The 25,213-nt window shown below is 73.6% G+C and carries 23 protein-coding genes; 9 read left to right on the forward strand and 14 right to left on the reverse strand.

Going from position 1 to position 25,213, the window contains the following annotated elements:
- The first annotated feature begins 106 nt into the window (after positions 1 to 106).
- The gene (locus AB0F03_RS09340) at positions 107 to 1,201 is read left to right on the forward strand and encodes a DUF5925 domain-containing protein (protein WP_361988101.1); all 1,095 of its coding nucleotides are present in this window, start codon (positions 107 to 109) and stop codon (positions 1,199 to 1,201) included.
- Positions 1,202 to 1,216: 15 nt separating this feature from the next.
- The gene (locus AB0F03_RS09345) at positions 1,217 to 1,987 is read left to right on the forward strand and encodes a DUF72 domain-containing protein (RefSeq protein ID WP_361988103.1); all 771 of its coding nucleotides are present in this window, start codon (positions 1,217 to 1,219) and stop codon (positions 1,985 to 1,987) included.
- A 22-nt stretch (positions 1,988 to 2,009) separates the two neighbouring features.
- Here the strand turns inward: AB0F03_RS09345 and AB0F03_RS09350 are convergent, their stop codons facing one another.
- Positions 2,010 to 2,378, reverse strand: coding sequence for a GntR family transcriptional regulator (locus AB0F03_RS09350; RefSeq protein WP_356821861.1), 369 nt, complete (start codon positions 2,376 to 2,378; stop codon positions 2,010 to 2,012).
- Positions 2,379 to 2,450: 72 nt separating this feature from the next.
- Here AB0F03_RS09350 and AB0F03_RS09355 point away from each other — a divergent pair, with 72 nt between their 5' ends.
- Both AB0F03_RS09355 and AB0F03_RS09360 read left to right on the forward strand, forming a co-directional pair.
- On the forward strand, positions 2,451 to 3,380 hold the full coding sequence (locus AB0F03_RS09355; RefSeq protein WP_361988105.1) for a GNAT family N-acetyltransferase: 930 nt from the start codon (positions 2,451 to 2,453) through the stop codon (positions 3,378 to 3,380).
- A complete protein-coding gene (locus tag AB0F03_RS09360; RefSeq protein WP_361988107.1) occupies positions 3,361 to 3,861 on the forward strand; it encodes a DUF402 domain-containing protein in 501 nt (166 codons plus the stop codon). The genes AB0F03_RS09355 and AB0F03_RS09360 overlap by 20 nt, the downstream gene beginning before the upstream one ends.
- A gap of 19 nt (positions 3,862 to 3,880) precedes the next feature.
- Here the strand turns inward: AB0F03_RS09360 and AB0F03_RS09365 are convergent, their stop codons facing one another.
- Positions 3,881 to 4,501 carry a class I SAM-dependent methyltransferase gene (locus AB0F03_RS09365; RefSeq protein WP_361988109.1) on the reverse strand — a complete coding sequence of 207 codons (621 nt, stop codon included), beginning with the start codon at positions 4,499 to 4,501 and terminating at the stop codon, positions 3,881 to 3,883.
- A gap of 138 nt (positions 4,502 to 4,639) precedes the next feature.
- Between AB0F03_RS09365 and AB0F03_RS09370 the strand changes: the two genes are divergently transcribed.
- Complete coding sequence (locus AB0F03_RS09370; protein WP_361988111.1) at positions 4,640 to 4,774, forward strand: hypothetical protein; 135 nt, start codon at positions 4,640 to 4,642, stop codon at positions 4,772 to 4,774.
- A 228-nt stretch (positions 4,775 to 5,002) separates the two neighbouring features.
- On the opposite strand, the gene AB0F03_RS09375 is transcribed toward AB0F03_RS09370, so the two are convergent.
- The gene (locus tag AB0F03_RS09375; protein WP_361988113.1) at positions 5,003 to 5,869 is read right to left on the reverse strand and encodes an alpha/beta fold hydrolase; all 867 of its coding nucleotides are present in this window, start codon (positions 5,867 to 5,869) and stop codon (positions 5,003 to 5,005) included.
- A 183-nt stretch (positions 5,870 to 6,052) separates the two neighbouring features.
- Complete coding sequence (locus AB0F03_RS09380) at positions 6,053 to 6,499, reverse strand: MarR family winged helix-turn-helix transcriptional regulator (RefSeq protein WP_361988115.1); 447 nt, start codon at positions 6,497 to 6,499, stop codon at positions 6,053 to 6,055.
- Between the two features lie 88 nt (positions 6,500 to 6,587).
- Here AB0F03_RS09380 and AB0F03_RS09385 point away from each other — a divergent pair, with 88 nt between their 5' ends.
- The gene (locus AB0F03_RS09385) at positions 6,588 to 6,962 is read left to right on the forward strand and encodes a cupin domain-containing protein (protein ID WP_361988117.1); all 375 of its coding nucleotides are present in this window, start codon (positions 6,588 to 6,590) and stop codon (positions 6,960 to 6,962) included.
- Positions 6,963 to 6,979: 17 nt separating this feature from the next.
- Here AB0F03_RS09385 and AB0F03_RS09390 read toward each other — a convergent pair whose 3' ends face one another.
- The 8 genes from AB0F03_RS09390 to AB0F03_RS09425 all read right to left on the reverse strand — a co-directional run bounded on the left by AB0F03_RS09390 (position 6,980) and on the right by AB0F03_RS09425 (position 18,324).
- Positions 6,980 to 7,954: a hypothetical protein gene (locus AB0F03_RS09390; RefSeq protein ID WP_361988119.1), complete on the reverse strand. Its 975-nt coding sequence runs from the start codon at positions 7,952 to 7,954 to the stop codon at positions 6,980 to 6,982.
- Positions 7,951 to 11,472 carry a DNA polymerase III subunit alpha gene (locus AB0F03_RS09395; RefSeq protein WP_361988121.1) on the reverse strand — a complete coding sequence of 1,174 codons (3,522 nt, stop codon included), beginning with the start codon at positions 11,470 to 11,472 and terminating at the stop codon, positions 7,951 to 7,953. Before AB0F03_RS09395 ends, AB0F03_RS09390 begins: the two co-directional genes overlap by 4 nt.
- Positions 11,473 to 11,737: 265 nt before the next feature.
- Complete coding sequence (locus AB0F03_RS09400; RefSeq protein WP_361988123.1) at positions 11,738 to 12,637, reverse strand: S1 family peptidase; 900 nt, start codon at positions 12,635 to 12,637, stop codon at positions 11,738 to 11,740.
- A 221-nt stretch (positions 12,638 to 12,858) separates the two neighbouring features.
- The gene (locus tag AB0F03_RS09405) at positions 12,859 to 13,641 is read right to left on the reverse strand and encodes a DUF1684 domain-containing protein (RefSeq protein ID WP_361988125.1); all 783 of its coding nucleotides are present in this window, start codon (positions 13,639 to 13,641) and stop codon (positions 12,859 to 12,861) included.
- 68 nt (positions 13,642 to 13,709) lie between these two features.
- Positions 13,710 to 14,783, reverse strand: coding sequence for an LLM class flavin-dependent oxidoreductase (locus AB0F03_RS09410; protein WP_361988127.1), 1,074 nt, complete (start codon positions 14,781 to 14,783; stop codon positions 13,710 to 13,712).
- 136 nt (positions 14,784 to 14,919) lie between these two features.
- Complete coding sequence (locus tag AB0F03_RS09415) at positions 14,920 to 15,681, reverse strand: amino acid ABC transporter ATP-binding protein (RefSeq protein ID WP_361988129.1); 762 nt, start codon at positions 15,679 to 15,681, stop codon at positions 14,920 to 14,922.
- A 31-nt stretch (positions 15,682 to 15,712) separates the two neighbouring features.
- The gene (locus tag AB0F03_RS09420) at positions 15,713 to 17,470 is read right to left on the reverse strand and encodes an FAD/NAD(P)-binding protein (protein WP_361988131.1); all 1,758 of its coding nucleotides are present in this window, start codon (positions 17,468 to 17,470) and stop codon (positions 15,713 to 15,715) included.
- Positions 17,467 to 18,324 (reverse strand): amino acid ABC transporter permease, encoded by an 858-nt coding sequence (locus AB0F03_RS09425; protein ID WP_361988133.1) that lies wholly within the window; start codon positions 18,322 to 18,324, stop codon positions 17,467 to 17,469. Before AB0F03_RS09425 ends, AB0F03_RS09420 begins: the two co-directional genes overlap by 4 nt.
- Before the next feature lie 440 nt (positions 18,325 to 18,764).
- Here AB0F03_RS09425 and AB0F03_RS09430 point away from each other — a divergent pair, with 440 nt between their 5' ends.
- The gene (locus AB0F03_RS09430) at positions 18,765 to 19,712 is read left to right on the forward strand and encodes an ABC transporter substrate-binding protein (protein WP_361988135.1); all 948 of its coding nucleotides are present in this window, start codon (positions 18,765 to 18,767) and stop codon (positions 19,710 to 19,712) included.
- A 507-nt stretch (positions 19,713 to 20,219) separates the two neighbouring features.
- The gene (locus AB0F03_RS09435) at positions 20,220 to 20,657 is read left to right on the forward strand and encodes a cell division protein SepF (RefSeq protein WP_356821894.1); all 438 of its coding nucleotides are present in this window, start codon (positions 20,220 to 20,222) and stop codon (positions 20,655 to 20,657) included.
- 36 nt (positions 20,658 to 20,693) lie between these two features.
- On the opposite strand, the gene AB0F03_RS09440 is transcribed toward AB0F03_RS09435, so the two are convergent.
- Entirely contained in the window at positions 20,694 to 21,884 is a 1,191-nt protein-coding gene (locus AB0F03_RS09440; RefSeq protein ID WP_361988137.1) for an acyl-CoA dehydrogenase family protein, read from the reverse strand.
- Between the two features lie 100 nt (positions 21,885 to 21,984).
- Positions 21,985 to 23,610, reverse strand: coding sequence for an MFS transporter (locus AB0F03_RS09445; protein WP_361988139.1), 1,626 nt, complete (start codon positions 23,608 to 23,610; stop codon positions 21,985 to 21,987).
- 258 nt (positions 23,611 to 23,868) lie between these two features.
- Here AB0F03_RS09445 and AB0F03_RS09450 point away from each other — a divergent pair, with 258 nt between their 5' ends.
- A complete protein-coding gene (locus AB0F03_RS09450; protein WP_361988141.1) occupies positions 23,869 to 25,179 on the forward strand; it encodes a hypothetical protein in 1,311 nt (436 codons plus the stop codon).
- Positions 25,180 to 25,213: the final 34 nt, after the last annotated feature.

Here is a 25,213-nt window from a genome sequence, read left to right on the forward strand (position 1 = left end):
GGAACCCCGGCAACGGTCCTGGGACACCGGGAACCGTCGCCGGGACACCGGGGACAAGCGGCGGAAATGCCGTGCGCGGAGCGCGTCCGTGCCGGATCATGGCGGCATGGCTGCCAACCCGCACGACGCTCTGCCGATCCGGCTCCACGTCGACGACTCCGACTCGCCGTCCGACGTCGTCGACGCGCTGTTCCTCGGCCGTTTCGCAACGGGCGAGCAGCCGTACTCGCACGCGGTGAACATCGACCGCGTCCGCTCGGGCGCGACCCTGCTGCCGGAGGGTGCCCGGGTGCTGCGGGTCGCCCGCGACGACGACCGCAGCGCGACCCTCGCGGAGGGCGAGGACTGGACGTTGCTGGTCTCCCGCTGGAACCGCGGCGCCGACGTCACGGTCACCGCGACCAGCGCCGAGCTGGCGAAGCGGATCCTCGACCAGGCCACGGACGGCGCGACCGACGAACCCGAACCCCAGCCGGAGAACGTGACGATGGGGTTCTGGTACGTCTCCCCGCGGCGCGGCCCGCACCGCACCACCCGTCAGATCTCCGCGGGCACCTGGGACGAGGTGCGGCCCAACTACACGGCGCCGGTGGCGGACGCGATGGACCACCTCATGAAGACGACCCCCGAGGACATCGCGGGCCGGCTGCTCCTGCTCCACGGCCCGCCCGGCACCGGGAAGACCTCCGCGCTGCGCACCCTGGCCCGCTCCTGGCGGGACTGGTGCCAGGTGGACTGCGTCCTGGACCCCGAACGCCTCTTCTCCGACGTCGGTTATCTGATGGACATCGCCATCGGCGAGGACGACGGTGCCGGCAAGGGCCGTTGGCGGCTGCTGCTGCTGGAGGACTGCGACGAGCTGATCCGCGGTGAGGCCCGGCACACGGCGGGCCAGGCCCTGTCCCGGCTGCTGAACCTCACCGACGGCCTGCTCGGCCAGGGCCGCAACGTCCTGGTGGGCGTCACCACCAACGAGGACCTGGAGCGCCTGCATCCGGCCGTGGTCCGCCCCGGCCGCTGCCTGGCCCGCATCGAGGTCGGCCCGCTGACCCACCGCGAGGCGGTGAACTGGCTCGGTACCGAGGAGGGCGTCGGCCGCGAGGGCGCGACCCTGGCCGAGCTGTACGCGCTGCGCCGGGGCACCACACCGACGTCCGTGCCGGGCGCGCGGGAGGGAGCGGACGCGGGCCTGTACCTGTGATGCTTTCATGAGGGTATGACCGTGTTCGTGGGCACGTCGGGGTGGCAGTACAAGGACTGGCGGGACCTCGTCTACCCGGCGGGCGTCCCGACGCGGCTGTGGCTGGAGGAGTACACACGGCTGTTCGCGACGGTGGAGATCAACAACGCGTTCTACCGGCTGCCGTCGTACGACACCTTCGCCGCCTGGCGCGACCGCGTCCCGCCGGACTTCGTCGTCGCGGTCAAGGCCAGCCGCTTCCTCACCCACATCAAGCGCCTGAAGGACCCGGAGGAGCCGGTCCACCGTCTGATGACCCACGCGGCGGGCCTCGGCGACCGCCTGGGCCCGGTCCTCCTCCAGTTCCCGCCGACCCTGCGCGCCGACCCGCCCCTGCTGGACGCGTGCCTGGCCCGCTTCCCGGCCGGCACACGGGTCGCGGTGGAACCCCGCCACGACTCGTGGTGGACACCGGAGCTGCGGCGCGTGCTGGAGTCCCGGGGCGCGGCCCTGTGCTGGGCGGATGTCCTGGCCCGTCCGGCCGGCCCGCTGTGGCGCACCGCCGGCTGGGGGTACGTCCGCTTCCACCAGGGCCGCGCCCAGCCCTGGCCCCGCTACGGCCGGCGTTCCCTGGAGACCTGGGTGGACCGCGTGGCGACGGCCTGGACCGGCGGGGAGGACGTGTACGCGTACTTCAACAACGACCCCGGGGGCGCGGCGGTGCGGGACGCGGAGGTGTTCGCGGCGCTGGCGCGCCGGGCGGGTCTGACGGTTTCACGGACGCCGGAGCCCGTGCGACCGCGGTGACCGCGCGGGCCCGGCACGGGGACTATCCCGCGTAGGCCGCCCGCAGGGCGTCCCGTACGGCGGCGAGCGCCTCGTCCTCGCCGAGCCCGAGCCTGCGCACCCGCTCCGCGTACGCCTGCGCGGCCGACGACGCCTCCCGCTCGGCGGCCGAGCCGGCGGCGGCCAGGAACGTGCCGTTGCGTCCGCGCGTCTCGATCACCCCGTCACCTTCCAGCGCCCGGTACGCCTTCGCCACCGTGTTCACCGCGAGCCCCAGGGACTCGGCCAGCCCCCGCACGGTCGGCAGCCGGTACCCCACGGGGAGCGCGCCGGACCGCGCCTGCTCGGAAATCTGCGCCCGCACCTGCTCGTACGGCGGCGCGCTGTCATCGATGCGGATCTTCAGGCTCACGGCCCGATTGTCCCGCACCCGCCACGGAAATGGGGAGGCGGTCCGGTGCCGGCGCCCCGTACGGTCCACCGCATGACCCTGCTCGTGCGCGACCTGCGCCCCGGCGTCCCGGCCGACGCCGAGGGCTTCGCCCGTGTCCGCCGCCTCGCCCTCCCCTTCCTCCTGTGCACCCCGGAGTCGGTGCGGCACGCGGGCGCCCGGATGCATCCGGGCGCCCGCTACCGTCCGCTCGTCGCGGAGGAGGACGGCGAGGTGATCGGCACGGCACAGGTGTATCTGGCCCATGACAGCCCCGAGCCCGGCCAGGGCTGTCTGAACATCCACGTCCGTCCGGACCGGACCCGCCGGGGCGCCGGCCGGCTGCTGGTACGGGCCGCCGAGGAGTACCTGACGGACCTGGGCGTGACCAGGCTGCTGGCCTGGGTGATGGACGAGCCGGCCTGCCGGGCCTTCGCCGAGCGGTGCGGCTACCGGCGGGGCCGCTCCGCCCACTTCCTCCGGCTGGACCTCGCGCACGGCACCCTTCCCCCGGCGCCGCCGGCCCCGCCCGGCGTCGAACTGCGCCCCGCCGCCGACTTCGCGGACGACCCCCGGCCGCTGTTCGACCTGGACGCGGAGACGGTGCGGGACGAACCCGGGGACGTGACCGCCGAGATGACGGACTACGACGCCTGGGTGGAGGAGAGCTGGAACCATCCGCTGCTGGACCGGGAGCTGACCACGGTCGCCTGCGTGGACGGCCGTCCGGTCGCCTTCACCATGGCCCGCACCGACGGCGGCACCCGTTACGACACGGCCATGACCGGCACCGCCCGCGCCCATCGCGGCCGGGGCCTGGCCAAGCTGACCAAGAGCTGTTCCCTGCGCCTGGCCCGCGCCGCCGGTATCACCGAGGCCTTCACGGGCAACGACACCGGCAACGCGGCCATGCTCGCGGTCAACACATGGCTCGGTTACGAGAAGTGCGCGTCGGAGGTGCGCTATGTCCGCGAACTCGGCTGAGCCCGTGCGGTGGCTGGAGGTCGTGCTGGTCAAGGGGGGCCGTACGAAGATCCGTTACCCGGCACGGCTGCTCCGGGACGACGGCACCCGCATCGCCGTACGGGCCCGCTGGGCGGGTGCGGGGGTCCGTGACTTCGGGTTCGTGCGCTTCGAGCCGGGCGACGTGTTCACCGAGTACTACTGGCGGGACCGGTGGTACGCCGTGAAGGAGGTCCGCGGCGCGGACGGTGCCCTCAAGGGCTGGTACTGCGACGTCGCCCGCCCCGCGGTCCTGTCCGGCGCGGAGCTGGTCGTGGAGGACCTCGACCTGGACCTGTGGCGCTCCGCGGACGGGCGGGACGTACGGCGGCTGGACGAGGACGAGTTCGCCGGGAGCGGCCTCACGCAGGTGGACCCGCGGGCCGCGTCCGCCGCGATGGCCGCGCTGGACACCCTGGAGGCGCTGGCCCGGGACGGCGGCTTCGAGGAGCTGACGGCCTGACCCGCGGGCGCCCGCGGTGTCACACCGTCGCCACCACCGTGTACCGCTCGTCGGTCACGGTCTTTCCCCACAGCAGCGGGTCGCCGGACAGCCGCTCCACGCGCACGTCCGCGGTGAGCGGCCGGAGCAGCGCGGTGAGCCGCTCGGCGGGTATGCCGACCGGGGCGACGGTCCCCCACACGCCCTCGGTCAGCACGAACCGGCCCCCGGGCCGCAGCAGGTCCCGCCAGTGCCGCAGGACGCGGGCGGGGTCCGGCAGTGTCCACAGCACGTGCCGTACGAGGACGACGTCGAAGCGGCGGTCGCCGACCGGCGGGCTCGCGGCGTCCCCGCACAGGATCTCCGCGTCGCGTCCGGCGAGCTTGGCGCGGGCCCTGCCGGCCATGGCGGGCGACCGGTCGACGCCCGTCACCCGGTGACCCTGTTCGGCCGCGAGGAGTGACAGGCTGCCGGTGCCGCAGCCGAGGTCGAGGATGTCGGCGGGGTGCCCGGGCAGCCAGGTCCGCAGCCGGGCCGCCCAGGCCGCGCGGACCCCGGGATCGCCCAGGCCGTGATCGGGTTCGTCGTCGAAGGCGGCGGCCCGCGCGTCCCAGTCCACTTCCGGGGCGGCCGCGACCGTGTGCCGCTTGCTGTTCGTCATGCCCGGAGAGTGACACACGCCACTGACAGTGCGGACGTGACTGCCACCACTGACATCCCGGCACCGATGAGGAACTCTCCCCCCAGGCGTCTATCTCCGTGACAACGCGGAACCCGGTAGGCACCGAAGGAGGCAGCCATGCGCCGCGTGACCGTGCAGAAGCCCCTGAAGAGGACGGACAGCCGCCGGATCCGCGAGGAGGCGGAGGAGCCCCCCGCGGGACGCCCCGAGGTGCGCAGGGACATCGCGCGCACCTGGTGGCCCCAGGGCTGACCCCGCGGCGCCCGGCCCGGCCGGCGCAGCCCACCTCAGCGCAGCCTGAGCACTGCCTTAACGGCACCATAAGGATCTTCTCCGGCCACCCGCGGCGGGTGGTTCCACGGTTTGCTGGGGGCAGCTCCCGAACACCCCACGGGCTTCGGTGAGCGACCGGCCGGCCACGCCTCGCGGTGCTGTCCGGGGCCTGTCCGGCGGCTCAGGCCGGTCAGGCCCCGGTGGCCGTCAGCTGAACACCGACGCGCAGGTGGTGGCGGTGGCGTGGGCCGGGTCGAGCGCGTTGGCGACCTCGTGGAAGGCGATCCGGTCGAGCAGGCCGATCGCGACGTGCTCGGAGAGGTCGGGCGGGCAGAGGTCCTGGAGCAGGACGTTGTGGACGTCCGGGCCGGTCAGGTACTGGCTGCGCCAGGGGGTGACGACCTCGTCGTTCCGGGTGGCGATGACCGTGTAGCGCACTCCGGGGACGGTGTCGCCGCCCGCGTTGAGCCGGGTGAGGAACGCGGAGCCGGCGATCTGGTCGGCGAGGCCGGGGGTGGTGGCCCGGAGCAGGTCCTCGGCGCCGGGGAAGTAGGGCAGCAGCCGGGTGAGGCCGCTGAGGCTGGTGCCGTGGTTGTCGGGGGCGATGCCGACGAGCGCGTTCACCTTGTCCGCCCCGCCCAGGAACCTCAGGTAGTAGCGGGGCATCATGCCGCCCTGCGAGTGACCGACCAGGTCGGCCTTGGCGGTGCCGGTCGCGGCGAGCACCCGGTCGACGAAGGCGGCCAGCTGTCCGGCGGACTCGTCTATGGGGCCGAGTCCGTGGAAGAGGGGGACGCCGGGGAGCTGACCGTAGTCCAGGGAGTAGACGCAGTAGCCGCGGCTCTCCAGGTAGGGGGCGAGGGAGAGCCAGTTGTCGACCGAGTTGCCCAGGGTGCCGTGGACGAGGACGACGGGGCGGGGGTGGGCGGCGGAGGGCTTGCAGGTGTAGTCGTTCCAGCCCGCGCTCGGGGCGGCGGTGCCCGAGGCGCTGGCGGTGGTGGCGGGTACGGCGGCGAGGGCGGCGGTCAGGAGGAGGGCGGCGACGGGTCTGAGCGCTCGCTTCCAGGGCAGCATCGGGGGATCTCCTTGCGGCTCAAGGGAGGTGCACGGCCTCAACCTGTGATCCGGATCACGGGATGCTGTTCATTCGTCAAGTTACGGGCGGGTAGTGGACGTGTGAAGTTACGCGTCAGTAAAAACTTCCGGCGGTGACCGGCGGCTCCGTGGCCGGCGGCTCGCCGGCGGGCCGACGCCCCGTCACCAGGCGGGCTTGACGGGGCCATGGGGGGCGAGCCGCGCCACCCGCTCCCGCAGCAGGCGGAGTTCGCCCTCGCCCAGCAGGTCACCCCAGCGACCCACCACCTCGGCGGCCGCCTCCTCCGCGGCCCGGGTGCACGCCCGTCCCCGCTCGGTCAGCACGATCAGCCGCGCCCGCGCGTCCTCGGGATGCGGCCGCCGCTCCGCGTACCCCTTGCGTACGATCTCGTCCACCAGCTGGCTCGCCGCCTGCTTGGTCACCCCGAGATGCGCGGCGAGGTCGGTGGCGGTGGCCCCGTCCGGAGCGAGCCGCGCGAAGGCGAAGCCGTGGGCGGGCCGCAGGTCCGTGAAGCCACGGGCCATCACCCCGTCATGGATGCGCTGCGTGAGGTCACCCGCCACGGCGAGCAGGGCGGCGGACAGGGCCATGGCTTCGGAGTTCTGCACAAAGGCATTGAAACACCTTGACCAAACGGTCAAGCAGACTGACTATATAGTCAAGCTACTTGACCATACCGAGAAGGAGACCCGCACCATGCCCGTCGTCCGATCCTCACAAGCCGTCACCCACGAGATCCACGGCGCCCGTTTCGTCTCGTACGCCACCCCGCTCACCGGCGCCGTGGAGCTGTGCGCCTGGCGGAGCGAGATCCCGGCCGGGACGAAGGCCCCGGTCCACACCGTCACCCGCGAGGAGATCCTGCACCTGCTCATCGGCGAGCTGCGGGTCACGCTCGACGGCCGTACCGAGCGGATCACCGCGGGCGACACCGTGATCGTCAACCCCGGTACGGCCCTGGGCCTGGAGAACCCGGCCGAGCACACCGCGATCTCCTGGGTCACCGCCCCCGTCGGCCTGGCGGCGGAGCTGGCCGACGGCACGCGCCTCACCCCGCCGTGGGCCAACTGACGCCCGGGACAAGACAGTCAGGCGGCCAGTCGCCCCGGCATCACCGCCCGCGGCCCGAACTTCGCCCGCGCGCGGTCCGCCACCTCCTCGATACGGCGGACCTTCTCGTCCACCGGGTCGAAGGTGAGCTGGTGGGAGGCATGTTCGGCGGCCCCCAGATCCTCCGCGCGCAGGGCGATCGCCCGGACCCGGGCCCGCTGGAGGCCCAGGGACTCGTACATGCCGTAGGCCGTCCTCGTCAGCTCGGCCGAGTGCGCGGTCGGCTCCTTCAGGGTGCGGCTGCGGGTGGTCGAGGAGCGGTCGGCGTAGCGCACGGTGAGGGTCAGGGTGCGGCAGACCTTGTCCAGGGCGCGCAGCCGGGCGCCCAGTTCCTCGGCCGCCGAGAGCAGGGCGCGGCGGTGGCGGCCGGGGTCCAGCTCGTCCCGCCGGAAGGGGCGTTCGGTGGCCAGGGAGCGGGAGACGGCGTTCGGTACCACCCGGCCGCGGTCGACACCGGCCGCCTTCTCGCGCAGTTCGCGGCCCGCCCTCGCGCCGATCAGGCGCTGGAGCGTGGACAGCGGCGCGGCGGCGACCCGGCCCAGGGTGTCCAGGCCGTACTCGTCCAGGGTGCGGGTGGTCGCCGTGCCGACGCCGGGCAGCGCGGACACCGGGCGGCCGGCGAGGAACCCGGCGATGCCGTCGGGGTCCTCGGGCACGGCGCAGGTCACCCCCGGCCGGGCGTCGCGCAGCGCCACGCGGGCCAGCATCGGGCCCGGCCCGGCGCCGATCACGCAGTCGACGCCGTACCGGGCGAGGGCGCGTACCCGGATCACCGAGGCCAGCTCCACCGCCCCGCGCCCGAAGTACCGCTCGGCACCGCGCAGATCGGCCAGCGCCCCGTCCGGGGGCAGCGCCTCCACGACCGGCGTGAACTCCTCCAGCAGTCCGAGGAGTTCCGGCAGGGCCGCCTCGTGCGCCGGCGGCAGCTGGAAACGTACGCAGAGAATGGTCATCCCGCACTCCCCGGGCTCTGGTGCCACAGTTTCCTTCCCACCGCGGGCCCTTCGCCCGCGGGGCGCAGATCGGCCCAGGGGTGCATCTCGTACCCCGTGGGCAGGCGGATCCGCCGCCGGTCCATCGCGTCCTGGGCCGCGGAACCCGCCGGGGCCGGCAGTCCGTCCGAACCGGCGAGCCGGGCCCGGGACGGACCGCCGCCGTCCTCCGCCGGGGAGCCCGCCGGAGTTCCCGCCGGGGATCCGTCGCCGGCGCGGGGGCCGGCCAGCCGGGCGGCGACCCCGTCGAGTCCCTCCTCGTGGCGTACGTCCACCAGTTCGGCGAGGTTCCAGACGGCGGAGCCCACCACGCTCAGGCTGCGCGGGCCGCGCCGCTGCACCACTCCGCGCACCAGCAGCAGCCAGGAGTGGAAGACGGTGTGGGCGCACGTGTCGTGCGAGTCGTCGAAGAACGCGAGGTCGACCAGTCCCGTGCCGTCGTCCAGCGTGGAGAAGATGACCCGCTTGCCGGAGCGGATCGGCGGGGTCTGGGTGGCCGCCTTGGCGCCCGCGACCAGCACGGTCTCGCCGTGCCGCGCCTCGCGCAGCCGGCGCGCGGAGACCACGCCCAGTTCGTCGAGGAACTCCCGGTGGTCGTCCATCAGATTGCGGGAGGCGTCCATGGACAGCACACCCAGCTCGGCGCTGAGCCGTTCGGCCGGGGTGAGATCCGGCAGGCCGGCCGGCGCGGTCTTCCTGCCGCCCGCGAGCGGGAGCTGGCCGCCGCCACCGCCCCGGGCGCCCCGGTGCAGCTCGGTGAGGTGCAGTTGCAGGTCACGCCGGTTGGCGCCGAAGGCGTCCAGCGCCCCCACCTGGGCGAGCCGTCCCGCCAGCGGCCTGCTGGGCCGGGCCCGCTCCCAGAAGTCCAGCAGGGAGGCGTACGGCTGGCCGTCCTCGATCCGCTCCGCCTCGGCCTCGCTGATGCCGTGCACGTCGCCCAGGGCGAGGCGCAGTCCCCACACCGCCGGAGACCCGGACACCAGTTCGATCTTATGGGCGACCCCGGAGACGTTCACGTCCAGCGGCAGGACCGGCACCCCGCGCCGCCGCGCGTCCGCCAGCAGCAGCCGCTTGGGATACATCCCGGGGTCGTGCGTGAGCAGCCCGGCGTAGAAGGCGGCCGGGTGGTGCGCCTTCAGCCAGGCCGACTGGTAGGTGGGTACGGCGAAGGCGACCGCGTGTGCCTTGCAGAAGCCGTACGAACCGAAGGCCTCCACGGTCCCCCAGGTCTGCTGAATCGTTTCTGCGCTATACCCCCTGGCCGCCGCCCGCTCGGCGAACCACACCTTGATCCGCCCCTGCGTCTCCGGATCGGACAGCCCGCGCCGCATCCGGTCGGCCTCACCCCGGCCGCAGCCGGTCATGACGGCGATGATGTCGATGACCTGCTCGTGGAAGACGACGACCCCGTACGTCCCCTTCAGCGCCTCCTCCAGGTCCGGGTGCGGACAGCGCACCGGCGCCCGCCCGTGCCGCGCCTCGATGAACGGCCGCACCATGTCGGCGGCGACCGGGCCGGGCCGGAACAGCGAGATGTCGACCACCAGGTCGTGGAAGGTGGCCGGCTGCAACCGCCCCACCAGGTCCCGCTGCCCCGGCGACTCGATCTGGAAGCACCCCAGGGTCTCGGTGGACCGGATCAGCCGGTACGTCTCCGGGTCCTCCGGCGGCACCGCGTCCAGGTCGATCCGCTCCCCGCTCGCCCGCTCCACCTCGGCGACCGCGTGCGCCATCGCCGACTGCATCCGCACCCCCAGCACGTCCAGCTTGAGCAGCCCGAGGTCCTCCACGTCCTCCTTGTCGAACTGCGACATGGGCAGCCCCTCGCCGCTGGTCGGCACCACCGGCGTACGGGCGAGCAGGGAGGCGTCGGACAGGAGCACCCCGCACGGATGCATGGCGATCCCGCGCGGCAGGGCGTCGAGAGCCTCCACCAGCTCCCACAGCCTGCCGAACCTCTCCTTCTCCCCCGCCAGCCGCCGCAGCTCGGGCAGCTCCGCCAGGGCGGCCCGGGCGTCGCGGGCGCGGATGTGCGGGAAGGACTTGGCGATCCGGTCGATCTCGGCCGGGTCCATGGACAGCGCGGCGCCCACGTCCCGGATCGCGTGCCGGACCCGGTAGGTCTCCGGCATGGAGACGGTCGCGACCCGCTCGGCGCCGAACCGGCCGATGATCGCCCGGTAGACCTCCAGCCGCCGCGCGGACTCCACGTCGATGTCGATGTCGGGCAGCACGACCCGCTCCCTGGACAGGAAGCGCTCCATCAGCAGCCCGTGCCCGACCGGGTCGGCGTGCGCGATCCCGAGCAGGTGGTTGACGAGCGACCCGGCGCCGGAGCCCCGCGCGGCCACCCGGATGCCCATCTCCCGTACGTCGTCGACCACCTGGGCGACCGTCAGGAAGTAGGACGCGAAACCGTGGTGGGCGATGATGTCCAGCTCGTGGTGCATCCGCTCCCAGTACGCGCGCCGGCCGCCGTACCCGAGCCGCAGCATCCCCGTCGTCGCCCGCGAGGCGAGCGTCCGCTGTGCGGTGCGCAGGCCGGCGCCGACGAGGTGCGGCTCGGGAAAGTGGACGGTGCCGATGCCGAGGCCGTCCTCGGGGTCGACCCGGCACTCGGCGGCCGTGGCCCGGGTCTGCTCCAGCAGCCGGTGGGCGGTGTCCCGGCGGAACCCGGCGGCCTCCACGACCCGCTCGGCGACCCGCAGCATGGCCTGGGGGTCCTTCAGCCAGGCCTCGCCGGAGTCCAGCTCGCCCCGGAGGTCGACCGGCACCAGACGGCGCGCGGCGTCCAGCACGTCGGCGACCGGCCCCTGACCGGGATCGGCGTACCGGACGGCGTTGCTGAGCACCGGCCGGATACCCTGCTCGGCGGCGAAGCCGACGGTACGGGCGGCGAGCCGCAGGGAGCCGGTCCCCGTGCCGGTACGGCCGTGCCACACGGCCTCCAGGCGCAGCGCGTCGCCATAGATCTCGCGCCACGGGGCCAGCAGCGACGCCGCCCGGTCGGGCCGCCCGGCGGCCAGCGCACGCCCCACGTCCGATCCCGGGCCGAGCAGCACCACCAGGCCGTCCTCCTGGTGCGCGGACCAGGGAAGCAGCGGCGTGCCCCCGCCGGCGTGCGCCTGCGTGACGAGCCGGCACAGACCGCCCCAGCCACGGGCACCGTCCCGGGCGAGGAAGGTCACCCGGGGCGCCGACTCGTCCACGAAGGCGCCGCCGCGCACCGGGGTGCGCCGCCGGTCCCGCCGTACGTCCCGTCCCGTCTCCACCGCCAGGTCCACCCCGAACAGCGGACGGACGCCCGCGCCGGCACAGGCCTTGGCGAAGCGCACCGTGCCGGCGAGGGTGTCGCGGTCGGTCAGGGCGAGGGCGTCCATGCCCCGTTCGGCGGCACGCTCGGCCAGCCGCTCCGGGTGGGACGCCCCGTATCTCAGGGAGAACCCGGAGACGGTGTGCAGATGCGCGAAACCCGGCACGCACACCTCCCGCACTCGTGAGCCCCGAACGGCTCTCGAACATCTGTTCCCAACTCCCTCACCCCACCATACCCCCATTCCCGAACGTATGTACGACTCCCGCTCGGGCGCCTCCCACCTGCGCAAACACCCGCCGCGGGCGGTCCTCGGGGACATGACACCGGCAGTCCGGGGAGCCCGCACCGGCCGGGCCCGGGCACGGCGGAGCCCCCGCTCGCACTCGGCCGGCGGGGGCTCGTGTCACCGGAGCGGGCCCCGGCGGCCGTCAGGGCAGGGTCACCCCGTAGTAGCTCAGCGCCTCGGTGACCGGCTGGAAGAAGGTCGTACCGCCGGAGGTGCAGTCGCCGCTGCCGCCGGAGGTCAGACCGTAGGCCACGCTGCCGCCGTAGAGCGGGCCGCCGCTGTCGCCGCCCTCGGCGCAGACGGTGGTCTGGATCAGCCCGGAGACGACGTCACCGCTGCCGTAGTTGACCGTGGCGTTCAGCGCCGTCACCCGGCCGCTGTGGGTGCCGGTGGTGGAACCGCGCCGGTAGACGGTCGTCCCCACGGACGGGGTGGCCGCGCTGCTGATGGTCTGGCTGCCCACCGCACTCGGGTGCGCCACCGAGGAGTTGGTGTAGCGCACCAGTGCGAAGTCGTTGCCCGGGAAGCTGTAACCGACGTTGGTGCCGAGCACCGTGGTCTTGCTGGAGTTGCTGTACCAGGTGGAGGCGACCTGGCCGCAGTGCCCTGCGGTCAGGAAGTAGTACGTGCTGCCGCTGCGCACGTTGAAGCCGAGCGAACAGCGGTAGGCGCCGCCGTAGATGGCGTCGCCGCCGGTGATCAGCTTCTTGAACCTGCCGGGGGTGTGCTTGATGGTGAGCGCGCCCGCGTCGGCGCCGGCCTGCTGCTTGATCCTGGCGATCTCGGCCGGGGACACCGTGCTGTCGACGGTGACGACGACGCGGTGGGTCCTGCCGTCGACCGCCCAGGCCGTACCGGGGATGTCGGCCTTGCGGACGGAGTCGCTCGCACTGGTCAGCTGGGGGGCGCTGAACGTGTGGGCATCGCTGGCGTTGGCGGTGGGGGCCGCGAACGCCGCTGCGGCCAGGAAGCCGGTGGCCACGGCGGTCAGCCGGGTCCGTCTCGTGGCACCGTTGCGGGGAGTGATGCGCTTGATCCTCACTTGTCGTTCCCTCCAAGGGACGTCAGGGGGCCCGCGTGGGGTCGGGGCCCGTGAGGCGCAGCCAGGGAGCCGACCGGATCAAATACGCATGCCCCTGACAAGCGCTGAGGGGGAGTATTCGGCCGAACGGCCGGTCGGCACAAGGGTGCCTTTCGGCCGTCACCCCCAAACCACTCGAAAGCATCAACACGCCCCGCACCGGCCCCGGATGCGCACCCCGTTCACCCCACCCGGCGCTCCCCCGCCGGCACCGCCACGTCCAGCGCGTTCCCGGGAGCGGGGAAGGGGCAGAGGAAGTGGTCGGCGAAGGCGCACGGCGGGAGCTGGGCGCGGTTGAAGTCGACGGTCGTGCGCCTCTCGGCGTCCGGCGCCCCGGCGAAGAGGAAGCGGAACCGGAAGCTCGTGTCACCGCTGGTGGCGTCGGCGAACACCGCCCACAGGCCCCCGTCCGCCTGCCGCGCGACCTTCAGGGTCCGCTCCCGCCCGGCCAGGGTGAAGTCCAGCTCCCCGGCGAGGTCGAAGCCGCGTTCGCGGCCGTCCGCGTTGCCGACCCGGACGGTGCGCGTGGCGTCGTACGGCGTGAACCGCGCCGGCACCACCCAGTCCGGGTCGTAGGGGCCGGCCTCGATGCCCGGGAAGGCGCGGCGGGCCTTTGCGCCGGGGTCGTAGACGCGCACGCCCCAGACGCCCTCGCGGACCAGGACGACCAGCCGCTTCGCGCCCAGCGCGATCCGCGCTCCGGACTCCGGGCCGCGGTCGGCGGCCAGCCCGACCGTCCCCGCGAGGGGCCGGCCGTCCACGGTGAGGCCGTCGGTGTCGCCGGCGGTGAGCGTCACCCCGTCCTCTTCGGCCACCCAGGTCCCGGGAATGTCCGGAAGTCGCCCCTCCGGATAGTCCTCGATCCAATGGGTCCCGGTCAGCGCGAGCGGCCCGTAGGGAGCCGTGACCGCCTCCACGCGCTTCTCGTGCCACTGCTTCCAGGCGTCGGATGCGTCCGTCGTCATGCGGTTGTTTCCTTTCGTGTGCGGCCGCGCTCCCCGGCGGGAGCGGCAGGCCCGGGGTCCGTCGCCGATCAGGGCGCGGGGTGCCGGCGGTGGTCCGTCAGCACGGCGTACCGGTGGGCGGGCCGGCCGAGGCCCAGGTGCTCGCGCAGGGTGCTGCCCGGGTAGAAGGTGCGGAACAGGCCGCGGTGCTGGAGCAGCGCGACCGTGCCGTTGACCAGACGTTCAAGGTCGCGGCGCGGTTCGACGGGGATCAGGTGGAAGCCGTCGGTGACGCCGTCGGCATGCCAGGCGGTCACCAGTTCCGCGAGATCGACCGGGCCGCCCCGGTACAGCGGGCCCCGCGCGGTGGGCCGCGGGCCGCCCCCGCCGTGCCCCGGCCGGGCCGCGCACTCGCCGTCGCCGAGGTCCACCAGCAGGCTGACCAGGATGCGCAGTGTCTCCGGATCCCGGCCGGACGCGCGGGCCCGTTCCCTCAGCCGGTCGCGTAAGCCGGCGGCCCGGGCCGGGTCCGCGGCCCGCACCAGGGCCACGTCCGCGTACCGGGCGGCGACGGTGAGAGCGTGGTCGTCGGTGGCGTCGACCACGCGGACGGGGTGGCCCTGCGGCGGCCGGGGCACGGTGGAGGGGCCCCGGACCGAGAACGCGGTGCGGGTGAGGTCGACGTGGTGCGGGCGGTCCCGGTCCGGGAACCGGCCGGTGGCCGCGTCCCGGCTCCCGGCGCCGTCCTCCCAGCCGTCCCCCGGCCCGGCCGCCGCGCCGGCGGCCTCGTCCGCCTCCCGCCACGGCGTCTCCGGCGGCGCGGCGGACCGGCGGCCGCCCAGCCGGGCCTCCGACCCGGCGGCCGGCACGCCGGTCCGCCAGCCGGCCCGCCCGCGGCTGACCCGGTCCAGGGTGGCCACGGCGGCCCGCACCCGGAGGGACTCGCCGTGGGTGGTGGTGACGGTCGGCACCAGCCCGATCCGCCGGGTCGCGGGTGCCAGTCCGGACAGCACGCCGAGCGCGTCGGGCCCGGCGAAGGAGTCGTCCAGTGTCACGAAGTCCAGCCCGCCGCGTTCGGCGAGCAGAGCCAGCTCCGCGCAGGTGGCCGCGTCGGGCGCGCCGGGCTGGTCCACGGCGGCGGCGAGGTGCAGCAGACTGCTCATGCCGGGCGCCTCCCCGGTTCCCGTTCCCGCCGCGACGGCGGGCCGCCGCCCGGGCGGGGCCGGGGGCCCGTCCACGCCGTCCGGACGGCCGGCGCGGTGCCGGACGCGCCGCCCATGGCGACCACGGCCGCCACCCTCACAGCACCTTCGCCAGGAACGTCCGCGTCCGTTCCTCCCGCGGAGCGCCGAGCACCTCCTGCGGCGGCCCCTGCTCGACGATCCTCCCGTCGGCCATGAACACCACCGTGTCGGCGACCTCCCGGGCGAACGCGATCTCGTGCGTGACGACGATCATCGTGGTGCCCCGCGCCGCCAGGTCCCGGATGACATCGAGGACCTCGCCCACCAGTTCGGGATCGAGTGCCGACGTCGGCTCGTCGAACAGCAGCAGCTTCGGCTCCAGCGCCAGCGCCCGCGCGATGGCGACCCGTTGCTGCTGCCCGCCGGACAACTGCCGGGGATAGGCACCGGCCTTGTCCGCGAGCCCGACCCGCTCCAGCAGCCGGCGCGCGTGCTCCAGCGCCTCCTTGCGGGGCCGCTTCAGCGCGGACACCGGCGCCTCGACGACGTTGTCCAGCACGGTGAGGTGCGGGAAGAGACGGAAGTTCTGGAAGACGAACCCGATCCGGGTGCGCTGGCGGAGCACCTCCCGTTCGGGCAGCTCGTACAGTCTGTCCCCGGCGCGCCGGTAGCCCATCAGCGCGCCGTCCACGCTGATCTCGCCCCGGTCCACCTTCTCCAGGTGGTTGATGGTGCGCAGCAGCGTGGACTTGCCGGAGCCGGACGGGCCGAGCACGACGGTGACCTCGCCGGCGCGCACCTGGAGGTCGATGCCCCTGAGCACGTCCAGCGGGCCGAAGCTCTTGTGCACCGACCTGATGTCGACCATGACGGTCATGGCGGGTGAGTTCCTTTTCGAGTCGAGTGGTTCAGGCGGCCAGGCGGCCGGCCAGGTCCCGCAGGAAGACCAGTGCCGCCCGGGCGGTGGCGTCGTTCTGCCGGAACGCGGGTCCGCCGGTGCGGGGGCGGGTGAAGGCGCCGGGGGTACGGGTGTCGGTGTACGGGCCGAGCGCGAAGCGCCGGGGGTGCGGGCGCCCCGCGCCGTCGAGGACGCGGCCGTCGCGGGGGTCGACCCGGAGCAGCCCGTCGGGGGTCGCGGCGGCGCCGTCGGCGTGCAGTTCGCGCAGCAGGCCGTCCCGGGCGCGCCCGACGGTGGGCTCGGGCAGCCGGGCCTCGACCAGCGCCCGGGCCTCCACGGAGAACCCGGGCACCGTGGAACCGGCCGCCCGGAACACCCCGTCCTCGGCGGTGACGGTCATGTCTGCGCCGACGAACTTCAGCAGCCCGGCCCGGGACAGCGCGAGCATCTGCCGCAGTCGCGGGCCGGGCGGCCCGGACGCCAGGTAGCTGAAGAACCCGTGCCACCGGGGCCCGATGTCCCCGAGCCGCACGAGCTGTCCGTAGACGGAGAGCAGCCCGAGGAAGACGCCCAGGTCCGCGCTGTGCGCGGGGTCGTGACGCCGGTCCAGGTCGGCTTCGACATAGTCCCTGAGCCCCGCCTGGAAGTCCTCGTGCGAGGCGTACCGGACGCCGTCCAGCGGGCGGTCGAGCGCGGCGAGGTCGAGCCGGTCGGCCGGGTCCGGTACGGCCGCGGCGACCAGCGCCCGGATCTCGGCGGGGTCGCCGGCCACCGCGTACTTCTCCTCGAAGTCGGCCCAGGCCATCGCCGTACGCCCGGGGTGGGCGGTGAACAGCCGGTGGTAGTGGGCGAAGCCCAGTTCCTTCTCGACCAGGGGCCACACATCGCGCCGGAAGTCGAAGCCGCCGGGCCGGGCCAGCAGTTCCGCCACCTCGGCGGGGCCGAGGAACCGGGGCAGCGGGGGACGGTCGCCGGTCCAGTCGTAGCCGATCTTGGAGTGGTACGGCACTCCGCGCCGCGAGCCGACGTACAGCACCGGCTCGCGCCCCGAGGGGAGGTACGTCTCCCCCTCGTACCGTCCGCCGCGTCCCTCGGTGAGCAGCACCATCAGGTCGACGAAGGCCAGGCCGAACCCGCGGACGAGGACGGGTTCGCCGGGTGCGAGCGGCGAGAGGTCGCTGTCGGCGGTGAAGTCGGGCGGCAGGTGCACCAGACCGTGTTCGTGGGCGTACTGCGCCAGCCGGGCCTGTTCCGCGTCCGGTTCGGTGTCCAGGTGGCCGAGGGTGAGGATCACCAGGTCGGCGAGGAGGGGCCGCGCGAGGCCCTCCAGCCACACCTGCTGGCGGCCCTCGCGCGGCCCGCCGACCCGGAGGGCGCGCCGGGGGTGGTGGTACACGGAGACGTTCGCGGGGAGGTCGGCGAGGGCCCGCTCGTACACCCAGCGCAGATAGCGGCCCTGGACCTGGCGGCCGGCGAAGACGCGGCCGTCGAGCCGGGCCCACTCGTGCAGGGTGGGCCCCTCGCGCACCGGGCCCTCCATCGCCACCGTCTCGTCGGTGAACATGGTGACGTCCTCGGCGTGCGAGTTCATCCACAGCAGCGGCGACTGCTCCTCGCGCCAGATGCGTCCGCCGCCCGGCGGATGGGGGTCGACCAGGTGGATGTCGAGGCCCGAACCGGCGTACAGACCGGGCGCGTTGGCGGCGAGGCGTTCGAGGATGCCGGTCCCCCGCGGCCCGGCTCCGACGATCACCAGCTGCTGTCTCATCGGGCGCTCTCCGTGCCGCGCGCGTAGCGCTTCTCGACGTAGTACTGGCCGACACCCAGCAGCGAGGTGACCACGGCGTACCAGAGGGTGGCCACCATCAGGAGCGGGATCACCTGATAGGTGCGGTGGTAGATCAACTGGGCGGAGAACAAGAGGTCGTTGACGGCGATGACGCTGACGATCGAGGTGCCCTTGAGGGTGCCGATCAGCATGTTCCCGGCCGGCGGCACGATGGAGCGCATCGCCTGCGGCAGCACGATCCGCCACCAGCGCCGCCACCGGCTCAGGCCGAGCGCGTGGGCCGCCTCGATCTGGCCGCGGTCCACGGAGAGGATCCCGCCGCGGACGACCTCGGCGGCGTAGGCGGCCTCGTGCAGGGTGAGGCCGACGATCGCGACGGCCACCGGGCTGAGCAGGTTGACGGTCCGCACACCGAACACCTGCGGGTACAGCGCCCCGATGTTGAACCACAGCAGCAGCTGCACCAGGATCGGGATCGACCGGAACAGCCACACGTAGCCCCAGCTGACCGCGCGCAGCACGGGGTTGGCGGACAGCCGGAACGCGGCGAGCAGGGTGCCGAGGGCGAAGCCGAGGACCATCACCACCGCGGTCAGCCACAGCGTGAGCCACAGTCCGCGCAGGACGGAGTCCGAGGTGAAGTAGTCGGCGACGACGTCCCACTGGAACGCCTCGTTGCGCACGACCGAGTTGACGGCCAGGCCGAGCGCGACGAGGACGGCGACGGCGGCCGCCCACTGCCCGTACCGGCGCTGCGGGACGATCCGGGGGACGTCCGCGGGGTCGGGCAGATCCGGGACCGTGGGGACTTTGGCGAGGGTGTCCGATGACATGCGAAGGCTCCGTGACGGGAGGAGTCCCCCGCTCGGCGAGGCCGGGAGTGGGGGAGAGTCGTCGATACGGGGTGGTGCCTTCACACGGACGCGCCGTGCGGCGCGTTACGGCCGAGCCCCTCAGCAGGGCCGCACCCCGAGAGTACGGGGGCGTTTCCCTCCGCTGTCAAGGCTGTCCACACTGTGAGCGGTACATCTCAACTCGGTTGACGCGGAACCGAATGCCTGTTCCACTTGGCCCATGCATCCACAGCAGTGGCTGGTCACCCGCTCCCACATCGACTTCGGTCGCGTGTGGTCCTCTTCCTGTTGAGCTGACCCCCTGCGCGCACCCGCCCTCACGGCGGGCGCACTCGCGTTCTCTTGCTTCTCCGCCTTCACACGCGCACCCCTCCCCTCGCGTTGTCGCACCCCCTTCGGCTTCAGGAGACCGCTCCCCGATGCGTACGCCCACCTATCGGCATTTCCTCCCTTTTGTCAGCATCACGTCGGCCGCCCTGCTCCTCACCGCCTGCGGTTCCGGGTCCGGCGGCCAGGACGGCGCGGACGCCTCCGGAGTGGCGGCCAGGTCCGTCAAGGTGCCCACCACGGACGTCGTCTCCGCCGAGAAGAAGGACGAGGCCGCGGCGCGGCTGCTGCCGGCGGGCACCACCGGCCTCACCTTCGCGGTCAGCGTCGGCGGCACCCCGCCCGGCACCACCTACCTCGCCGACGGCACGACCCTCACCGGCCAGGACGTCGACTTCACCAAGGCGGTCGCCCGGGTGCTGGGCATCGAGCCGAAGCTGGAGCAGGCGAGTTTCGAGGCGATCCTGCCCGCCCTGGACAGCGGCAAGTACGACGTCGGCGCGAGCAACTTCGGCGTCACCGACGAGCGGCGCAGGACCATCGACTTCGTCACCTACATCAACGACGGCCAGGGCTTCGCCGCCCGCGAGGACAGCAAGCTCTCGAAGATCACGAAGCTGACGCAGCTGTGCGGCCTGAACGTCGCGACCGCCGCCGGCACGACCTTCGAGGCCACGCTGGAGGAGAACAAGCACGTGTGCGCCGACGCGGGCAAGAAGGCCTACCAGGTGCAGACGTACGGGGAGACGAGCGCGATCTGGTCCTCGCTCCAGCAGGGCCGCAGCGACGTGGTGATGTCCACGATCAACGGACTGCGCTACGCCGTCGCCCACCAGCGGGGCCTGAGATTCCTCAACGAGTTCCACCGCCTGGACGTCGGCTTCGCCTTCAAGAAGGGCACCGCGCTGGCCCCGGCCTTCCGGGCGGCGGTGAACAAGCTGCTCGCGGACGGCACCTACGACAGGATCCTCAAGAAGTGGGACACGACGGGTTCCGCGATCGACACGTCGCGGATCTCCCCTCCGGAGCTGAAGAACTAGAGAAGCAGGGCCTTCGGCCCTCCCCCGCCTCCGAGCCCCCGGTGAAGCCGGCCGAACAGCCCCCGGCCCCGCCGGGGGCTCGGCGCGTCCCGGGTCGCGGTGCCTGATCCACCGTCAGGGCGGATATGAGCAGCCCGTCATATCGTGTCACGATCCTCAGGACCGGCCGTGGTCGCGGCGAGGGCGCGGGCCGGAGCCCGCGCGCCGGTACGCCGTCCGCGTTCCGCGCGCGCGATCTGCCGGTTTCGCCCGTACTGTGGTACGACGTTGGGGTTCACCCATACGCACTGTGCATCACCCGTCCGCCGCGTACCATCATATTTCACTCTCAGTCAGCACCCGTATGAGTCTCGCCCCTTGGGGCACAAGGACTCTCGACGGATCTGCTGTGCACCAGTACCGTCACAAACCCCCCGCGCGGCGTCTATCCACTTGGCGCACCGTCCGCATCATGGATGACCATAGGGATACGGAAAGCAAGAAAGAACGCTGTGAGAGGAGGCGTCCATGGGATCGGTACGCAAGGCGAGTGCGTGGCTCGGCCTCGTCGACGACAACGATGACGAGCGCTACTACGACGACGACTACTCCGAGGGCTCCGAGTCCGGGGACGCCTGGGTCACCGACCCGCGCGTGAAGGTGGCCACGGACACGGCCGACGAGAAGGACCGCAGAATCGGCACGGTCACCCCGGACAGCTTCCGGGACGCCCGTGCCATCGGCGAGCTGTTCCGGGAGGGTGTCCCGGTCATCATGAACCTCACCAACATGGAACCCGGCGACGCCAAGCGCGTCGTGGACTTCGCGGCGGGGCTCATCTTCGGACTGCGCGGTTCGATCGACCGTGTCTCCAACCGGGTGTTCCTGCTGACCCCCGCCGACACCGAGATCATCAGCGGTGAGGCGTCCTCGCACCGCTCCGACGGATTCTTCAACCAGAGCTGAGGCGGGGCCGCTCCCGGCCCCGCACCCCGACGGGGCTCACCGGAAGGCGTCAAGCCCGGTGAGCGCCTTGCCCAGCACGAGCTGGTGCATCTCGACGGTGCCCTCGTAGGTGAGCACGGACTCCAGGTTGGTCGCGTGCCGCATCACGGGGTATTCGAGGGAGATCCCGTTGGCACCGAGGATCGTCCGCGCCGTACGGCAGATGTCGATGGCCTCGCGGACGTTGTTGAGCTTGCCGAAGCTGACCTGCTCGGGACGCAGGCGGCCGGCGTCCATCCGCCGCCCCAGATGGTGGGCGAGCAGGATGCCCTTGTGCAGTTCGACCGCCATGTCTGCGAGTTTGGCCTGGGTGAGCTGGAAGCCGCCGATCGGCCGGCCGAACTGCTCCCGCGTCCGCGCGTACTCCACGGCCGCCTCGAAGCTGCTGCGGGCCGCGCCCATCGCGCCCCACACGATGCCGTAACGGGCGTGCGAGAGACAGCTGAGCGGTCCGCGCAGTCCGGTCACCTCGGGCAGCACGGCCGCGGCGGGCAGCCGTACGTCGTCGAGAACGAGTTCGCTGGTGACGGAGGCGCGCAGGGACCACTTGTGCCTGATCTCGGGCGCCGAGAAGCCGGGGCTGTCGGTGGGGACGACGAACCCCCGGATGCCGTCCTCCGTCTGCGCCCACACGACGGCGACGCCGGCCACGGACCCGTTGGTGATCCACATCTTGCGGCCGTTGAGCACCCAGTCCCCGCCGTCCCGCTCGGCGTGGGTGCGCATGGAGGCAGGGTCGGAGCCGTGATCGGGCTCGGTCAGCCCGAAGCAGCCGATCACCTCACCGGCGGCCATGCGGGGCAGCCACTGCTCCTTCTGCTCCTCGCTGCCGAACCGGTGGATGGCGTACATGGCGAGGGACCCCTGCACCGAGACCAGGGAGCGGATGCCCGAGTCGGCCGCCTCCAGCTCCAGACAGGCCAGCCCGTACTGGACGGCGCTCGCGCCCGCGCATCCGTACCCGGTGAGGGACATGCCGAGCGCGCCGATCGAACCCAGTTCGCGCGCGAGGTCCCGGATCACGGGCAGCTCGCCCTTCTCGTACCAGTCGGCGACGTACGGCAGCACGCGGTCGGCCGCCCAGCCGCGGACGGTGTCCCGGACGGCCAGGTCCTCCGGCTCCAGCAGGTCGTCGATCCCGAGCGGGTCGGCGGGATCGAACGGGGGCAGCTTCGCGGACGCGGACATGGAACACCTTCCGGAACACGGGAACGGAGTGAAACTAGCACCGCTAGTCACGGCTCTCCGGCCGACGTTACGGCGCGGTGTCCCGCACGTCCAGAGCGGCCTAGGCGGAGACCCTCGGCCGGCCGCCCGCGGCCTCCGCCTCCCGTGGCCCCGGCACGTCGGCTCCGGTTCCGTCCGGCTCCTCGCCGCACTGCACGGTCCGCGGCAGCCGCAGCGCCATCAGCGCGCCCAGCAGCAACAGGCCCGCGCTCACCAGCAGGGTCACATGCAGCCCGTGCACGAAGGAGTCCCGCGCCGCGCGGCGCAGCGCGGCCCCGGCGGGCCCGCCGAGCCGTCCGGCGACCTGATAGGCCTCGCCGAGCGAGTGCCCAGCCGCCCGGGCCGCGCCCCGCGGCACGCCCGGCACCGACCGCAGCGACGGGGCGTAGGCCGCGTTCATCACGCTGCCCAGCAACGCGATGCCGATCCCGGCCCCGAGCTGGTACGACGTCTCGCCGATCGCCGCGGCGCCGCCGGCCCGGTCGGCCGGGGCCTCGCTGAGCATCGACTCGTACGCGCCGAACAGCGTGGTCTCCAGACCGAAGCCCAGCAGCACGAAGCCGGCCAGCAGCAGCGGCGGGTCGTCGGCGCCGCCCATCACCGTCAGGGTCAGCACGGCCGCCGCCGTCAGGCAGAAGCCCGCGGACACCATCCGGCGCGGCCCGAAGCGGCGCAGCATGCGCGCGCCCGCCAGGCCCGCCGCCATCGCGGCGACGGTCAGGGGCAGCAGCCTGAGGCCGGTCTCCAGCGGCGACAGGCCGAGCACCAGTTGCAGGTACTGCGCGGCGATCAGCTCCAGGCCCACCAGCGCGAGCATGGCCAGCACGATGCAGCCCACCGAGGTGCTGAACGCGGGCCGGCGGAACATGCGCAGATCCACCAGGGGATACGGGAGCCGCCGCTGGCGCCGCACGAAGAGGAGGAGGAGACCCGCGCCGGCCGGCAGCGGCAGCACGGTGAGCGGACTCGCCGCCGCCCCCCCGCCGCCGAGCCGCTGCACGCCGAGGACGACGGCGAACAGGCCGGCCGCCGCCGTCAGCGCGCCGGTCACGTCCCAGGGGCCGTCGCGCTCCCCCCTCGACTCGGGCAGCAGGATCCGGCCCACCGGGAGGCTGACCAGCATCAGCGGGATGTTGACCAGGAAGACCGCGCCCCACCAGAAGTGCTCCAGCAGGAAGCCGCCGAGCAGCGGTCCGACCGCCGCGCCGACCGCCGCCACCGCGCTCCAGATGCCGATGGCGAGGGCGCGCTCGCGCCGGTCGGGGAAGACCTGGCGGAGGATCGACAGGGTCGCGGGCATGATCATGGCGCCACCGACGCCGAGCAGCGCGCGGGCCAGGATGAGCATCTCGGCGGTCCCCGAGAACGCGGCCACGGCGGACGCCACGCCGAAGAGGGCGTAGCCGAGCAGCAGGACGCGTCTGCGGCCGACCCGGTCGCCGAGGGTGCCGAAGAGGATCAGCAGGGCGGCGCAGACCAGCGGGTAGACGTCGACGATCCAGAGCAGTTCCACGGCGCCGGGACGGAGGTCCTCGGTGACGGCGGGCACCGCCACGTGCAGCACGGTGGCGTCGAGGGCGACGAGCAGCAGGCTGGCGCAGAGGACGACGAGGACGACCCAGCGGTGGGCATCCGCCCCGGGCGCCCGACGGCGCGGCCCTGCGGCAGCCGTGGTCGTCCCGGACATGTAGGTACCTCCCAGAAGATCCCTCGTGTGGGGCGGACCGGCGGGGTGGGGACTCCCTGCCGTACGGCCGGGAATGAGCGGTTTCCCGACCCGCGCGAACCCATGCGAGTGACTCGTCAGCGTACGCGAGTCCGCCGCATGGCCACGTGGCGGACATCTCACGCGCGCGACGGGACCCGTGTGGCGTACGCCACGCCCTCCTCCCCCGGCCGCGCCCCGGCGGCCGGTGCCGTCCCGGGTGCGGTCGATAATCGGCCCGTGACCGATCTCGCCGCGCGCGCAGCCGCGCCCCCCGCATCCCTCCCGCGCCGGGCGGCCCCCGCCCTGCTGGGCTACGTGGCCGTGCGCGTTCTGGGGCTGGTTGTGCTCGCGGTGTGGAGCGCCGCGCGCGGCAGGACCGCGTACACCCTGCTGACCGCGCGCTGGGACTCGCTCTGGTACACCCGGGTCGCGGAAGGGGGGTACGGCCACGAGGTGCGGCTGCCGAACGGGGACGTCCACTCCGATCTGGCGTTCTTCCCGCTGCTGCCGTGGCTGGAGCGGCTGCTGCACGCGGTCACCCCGCTGTCGTACGCGGACGCCGGTTTCGTGGTGAGCCTGCTGGCGTCCCTGGCCGCGGCGGCCGGGATCTTCGCGGTCGCCGACCGGGTGTACGGGCCCCGGGCCGGGGTCTGTGCGGTGCTGCTGTGGGCGGTGCTGCCGGTCGGGGCCGTGCAGTGGATGGCCTACAGCGAGTCGCTGTTCACGGCGCTGGCGGCCTGGGCGCTGTACGCGGTCCTGACCGGGCGGTGGCTGACCGCGGGCACGCTCGCCGCGCTGGCGGGGTTGACCCGGCCGGTGGGGGCGGCAGTGGTCGCCGCGGTGTGGGTGGCGGGCGTGGTCTCGTTCGTGCGAGCGCGCGGCACGATGCGCGCGCCGGGCGCGTCCACCGTCCCGCGAGCCGCGGCGCGCACACCGGGCGGGCCGGCCGACCCGCACGCCCCGGCGCTCACCCCCGGCGCGCCGAAGGGCACCCGCGCCCCCGCGCCCGTACCCGGCCCACCCGGCGCACCGCCCGCCCCGTGCGCCCCCGCCCGGCGCCGTGCGCTCGGCCTGCTGATCGCTCCGCTCGGTGCCGCCGGTTACGTCCTCTGGGTCGGGTGGCGCACCGGCGACGGGCCGCTCGGGTACCTGGACGTCCAGGCCGGATGGCGCAACGGGTTCGACGGCGGCTACGCCTTCGCCCGCTTCGTGGGCGACAAGTTCACGTCGTTCCCGTCGGCCCTCGCCGGCCTCGCCCTGATCACCGGCGTCGCCCTGGTGATCTGGCTCTACGTCACCGGTGTCCGCGGGCGCCAGCCCGTGGAGCTCCTGGTGTACACGGGGATCGTCCTCGCCCTCGCCCTGGGCGCGTCGAGCTACTTCGGTTCCAAGCCCCGGCTGCTGATGCCGGCCTTCCCGGTGCTGCTGCCGCTCGCCTGCGCCCTGGCCCGGCTGCGCACCTCCCGAGCCGCCCTGGTCACGGCGGGGTTGGCGGGCGCGGCGGCGGTCTACGGCGCGTTCTGGCTGAACGGCTCCGGTCCGCCGTGACCGGCCCCCGCCCCCGATGACGGCCGGGAGAAAT

The sequence above is a fragment of the Streptomyces sp. NPDC028722 genome (assembly GCF_040637655.1).
Classification (GTDB): Bacteria; Actinomycetota; Actinomycetes; order Streptomycetales; family Streptomycetaceae; genus Streptomyces.

What these genes read in the sequence shown, in the direction of transcription:
- AB0F03_RS09340 (WP_361988101.1), top strand. Translation starts at nt 107, where the DNA reads ATGGCTGCCAACCCGCACGACGCTCTGCCGATCCGGCTCCACGTCGAC.
- AB0F03_RS09345 (WP_361988103.1), top strand. Translation starts at nt 1,217, where the DNA reads ATGACCGTGTTCGTGGGCACGTCGGGGTGGCAGTACAAGGACTGGCGG.
- AB0F03_RS09355 (WP_361988105.1), top strand. Translation starts at nt 2,451, where the DNA reads ATGACCCTGCTCGTGCGCGACCTGCGCCCCGGCGTCCCGGCCGACGCC.
- AB0F03_RS09360 (WP_361988107.1), top strand. Translation starts at nt 3,361, where the DNA reads ATGTCCGCGAACTCGGCTGAGCCCGTGCGGTGGCTGGAGGTCGTGCTG.
- AB0F03_RS09365 (WP_361988109.1), bottom strand. Translation starts at nt 4,501, where the DNA reads ATGACGAACAGCAAGCGGCACACGGTCGCGGCCGCCCCGGAAGTGGAC.
- AB0F03_RS09370 (WP_361988111.1), top strand. Translation starts at nt 4,640, where the DNA reads ATGCGCCGCGTGACCGTGCAGAAGCCCCTGAAGAGGACGGACAGCCGC.
- AB0F03_RS09375 (WP_361988113.1), bottom strand. Translation starts at nt 5,869, where the DNA reads ATGCTGCCCTGGAAGCGAGCGCTCAGACCCGTCGCCGCCCTCCTCCTG.
- AB0F03_RS09385 (WP_361988117.1), top strand. Translation starts at nt 6,588, where the DNA reads ATGCCCGTCGTCCGATCCTCACAAGCCGTCACCCACGAGATCCACGGC.
- AB0F03_RS09390 (WP_361988119.1), bottom strand. Translation starts at nt 7,954, where the DNA reads ATGACCATTCTCTGCGTACGTTTCCAGCTGCCGCCGGCGCACGAGGCG.
- AB0F03_RS09405 (WP_361988125.1), bottom strand. Translation starts at nt 13,641, where the DNA reads ATGACGACGGACGCATCCGACGCCTGGAAGCAGTGGCACGAGAAGCGC.
- AB0F03_RS09410 (WP_361988127.1), bottom strand. Translation starts at nt 14,783, where the DNA reads ATGAGCAGTCTGCTGCACCTCGCCGCCGCCGTGGACCAGCCCGGCGCG.
- AB0F03_RS09415 (WP_361988129.1), bottom strand. Translation starts at nt 15,681, where the DNA reads ATGACCGTCATGGTCGACATCAGGTCGGTGCACAAGAGCTTCGGCCCG.
- AB0F03_RS09420 (WP_361988131.1), bottom strand. Translation starts at nt 17,470, where the DNA reads ATGAGACAGCAGCTGGTGATCGTCGGAGCCGGGCCGCGGGGGACCGGC.
- AB0F03_RS09425 (WP_361988133.1), bottom strand. Translation starts at nt 18,324, where the DNA reads ATGTCATCGGACACCCTCGCCAAAGTCCCCACGGTCCCGGATCTGCCC.
- AB0F03_RS09430 (WP_361988135.1), top strand. Translation starts at nt 18,765, where the DNA reads ATGCGTACGCCCACCTATCGGCATTTCCTCCCTTTTGTCAGCATCACG.
- AB0F03_RS09435 (WP_356821894.1), top strand. Translation starts at nt 20,220, where the DNA reads ATGGGATCGGTACGCAAGGCGAGTGCGTGGCTCGGCCTCGTCGACGAC.
- AB0F03_RS09440 (WP_361988137.1), bottom strand. Translation starts at nt 21,884, where the DNA reads ATGTCCGCGTCCGCGAAGCTGCCCCCGTTCGATCCCGCCGACCCGCTC.
- AB0F03_RS09445 (WP_361988139.1), bottom strand. Translation starts at nt 23,610, where the DNA reads ATGTCCGGGACGACCACGGCTGCCGCAGGGCCGCGCCGTCGGGCGCCC.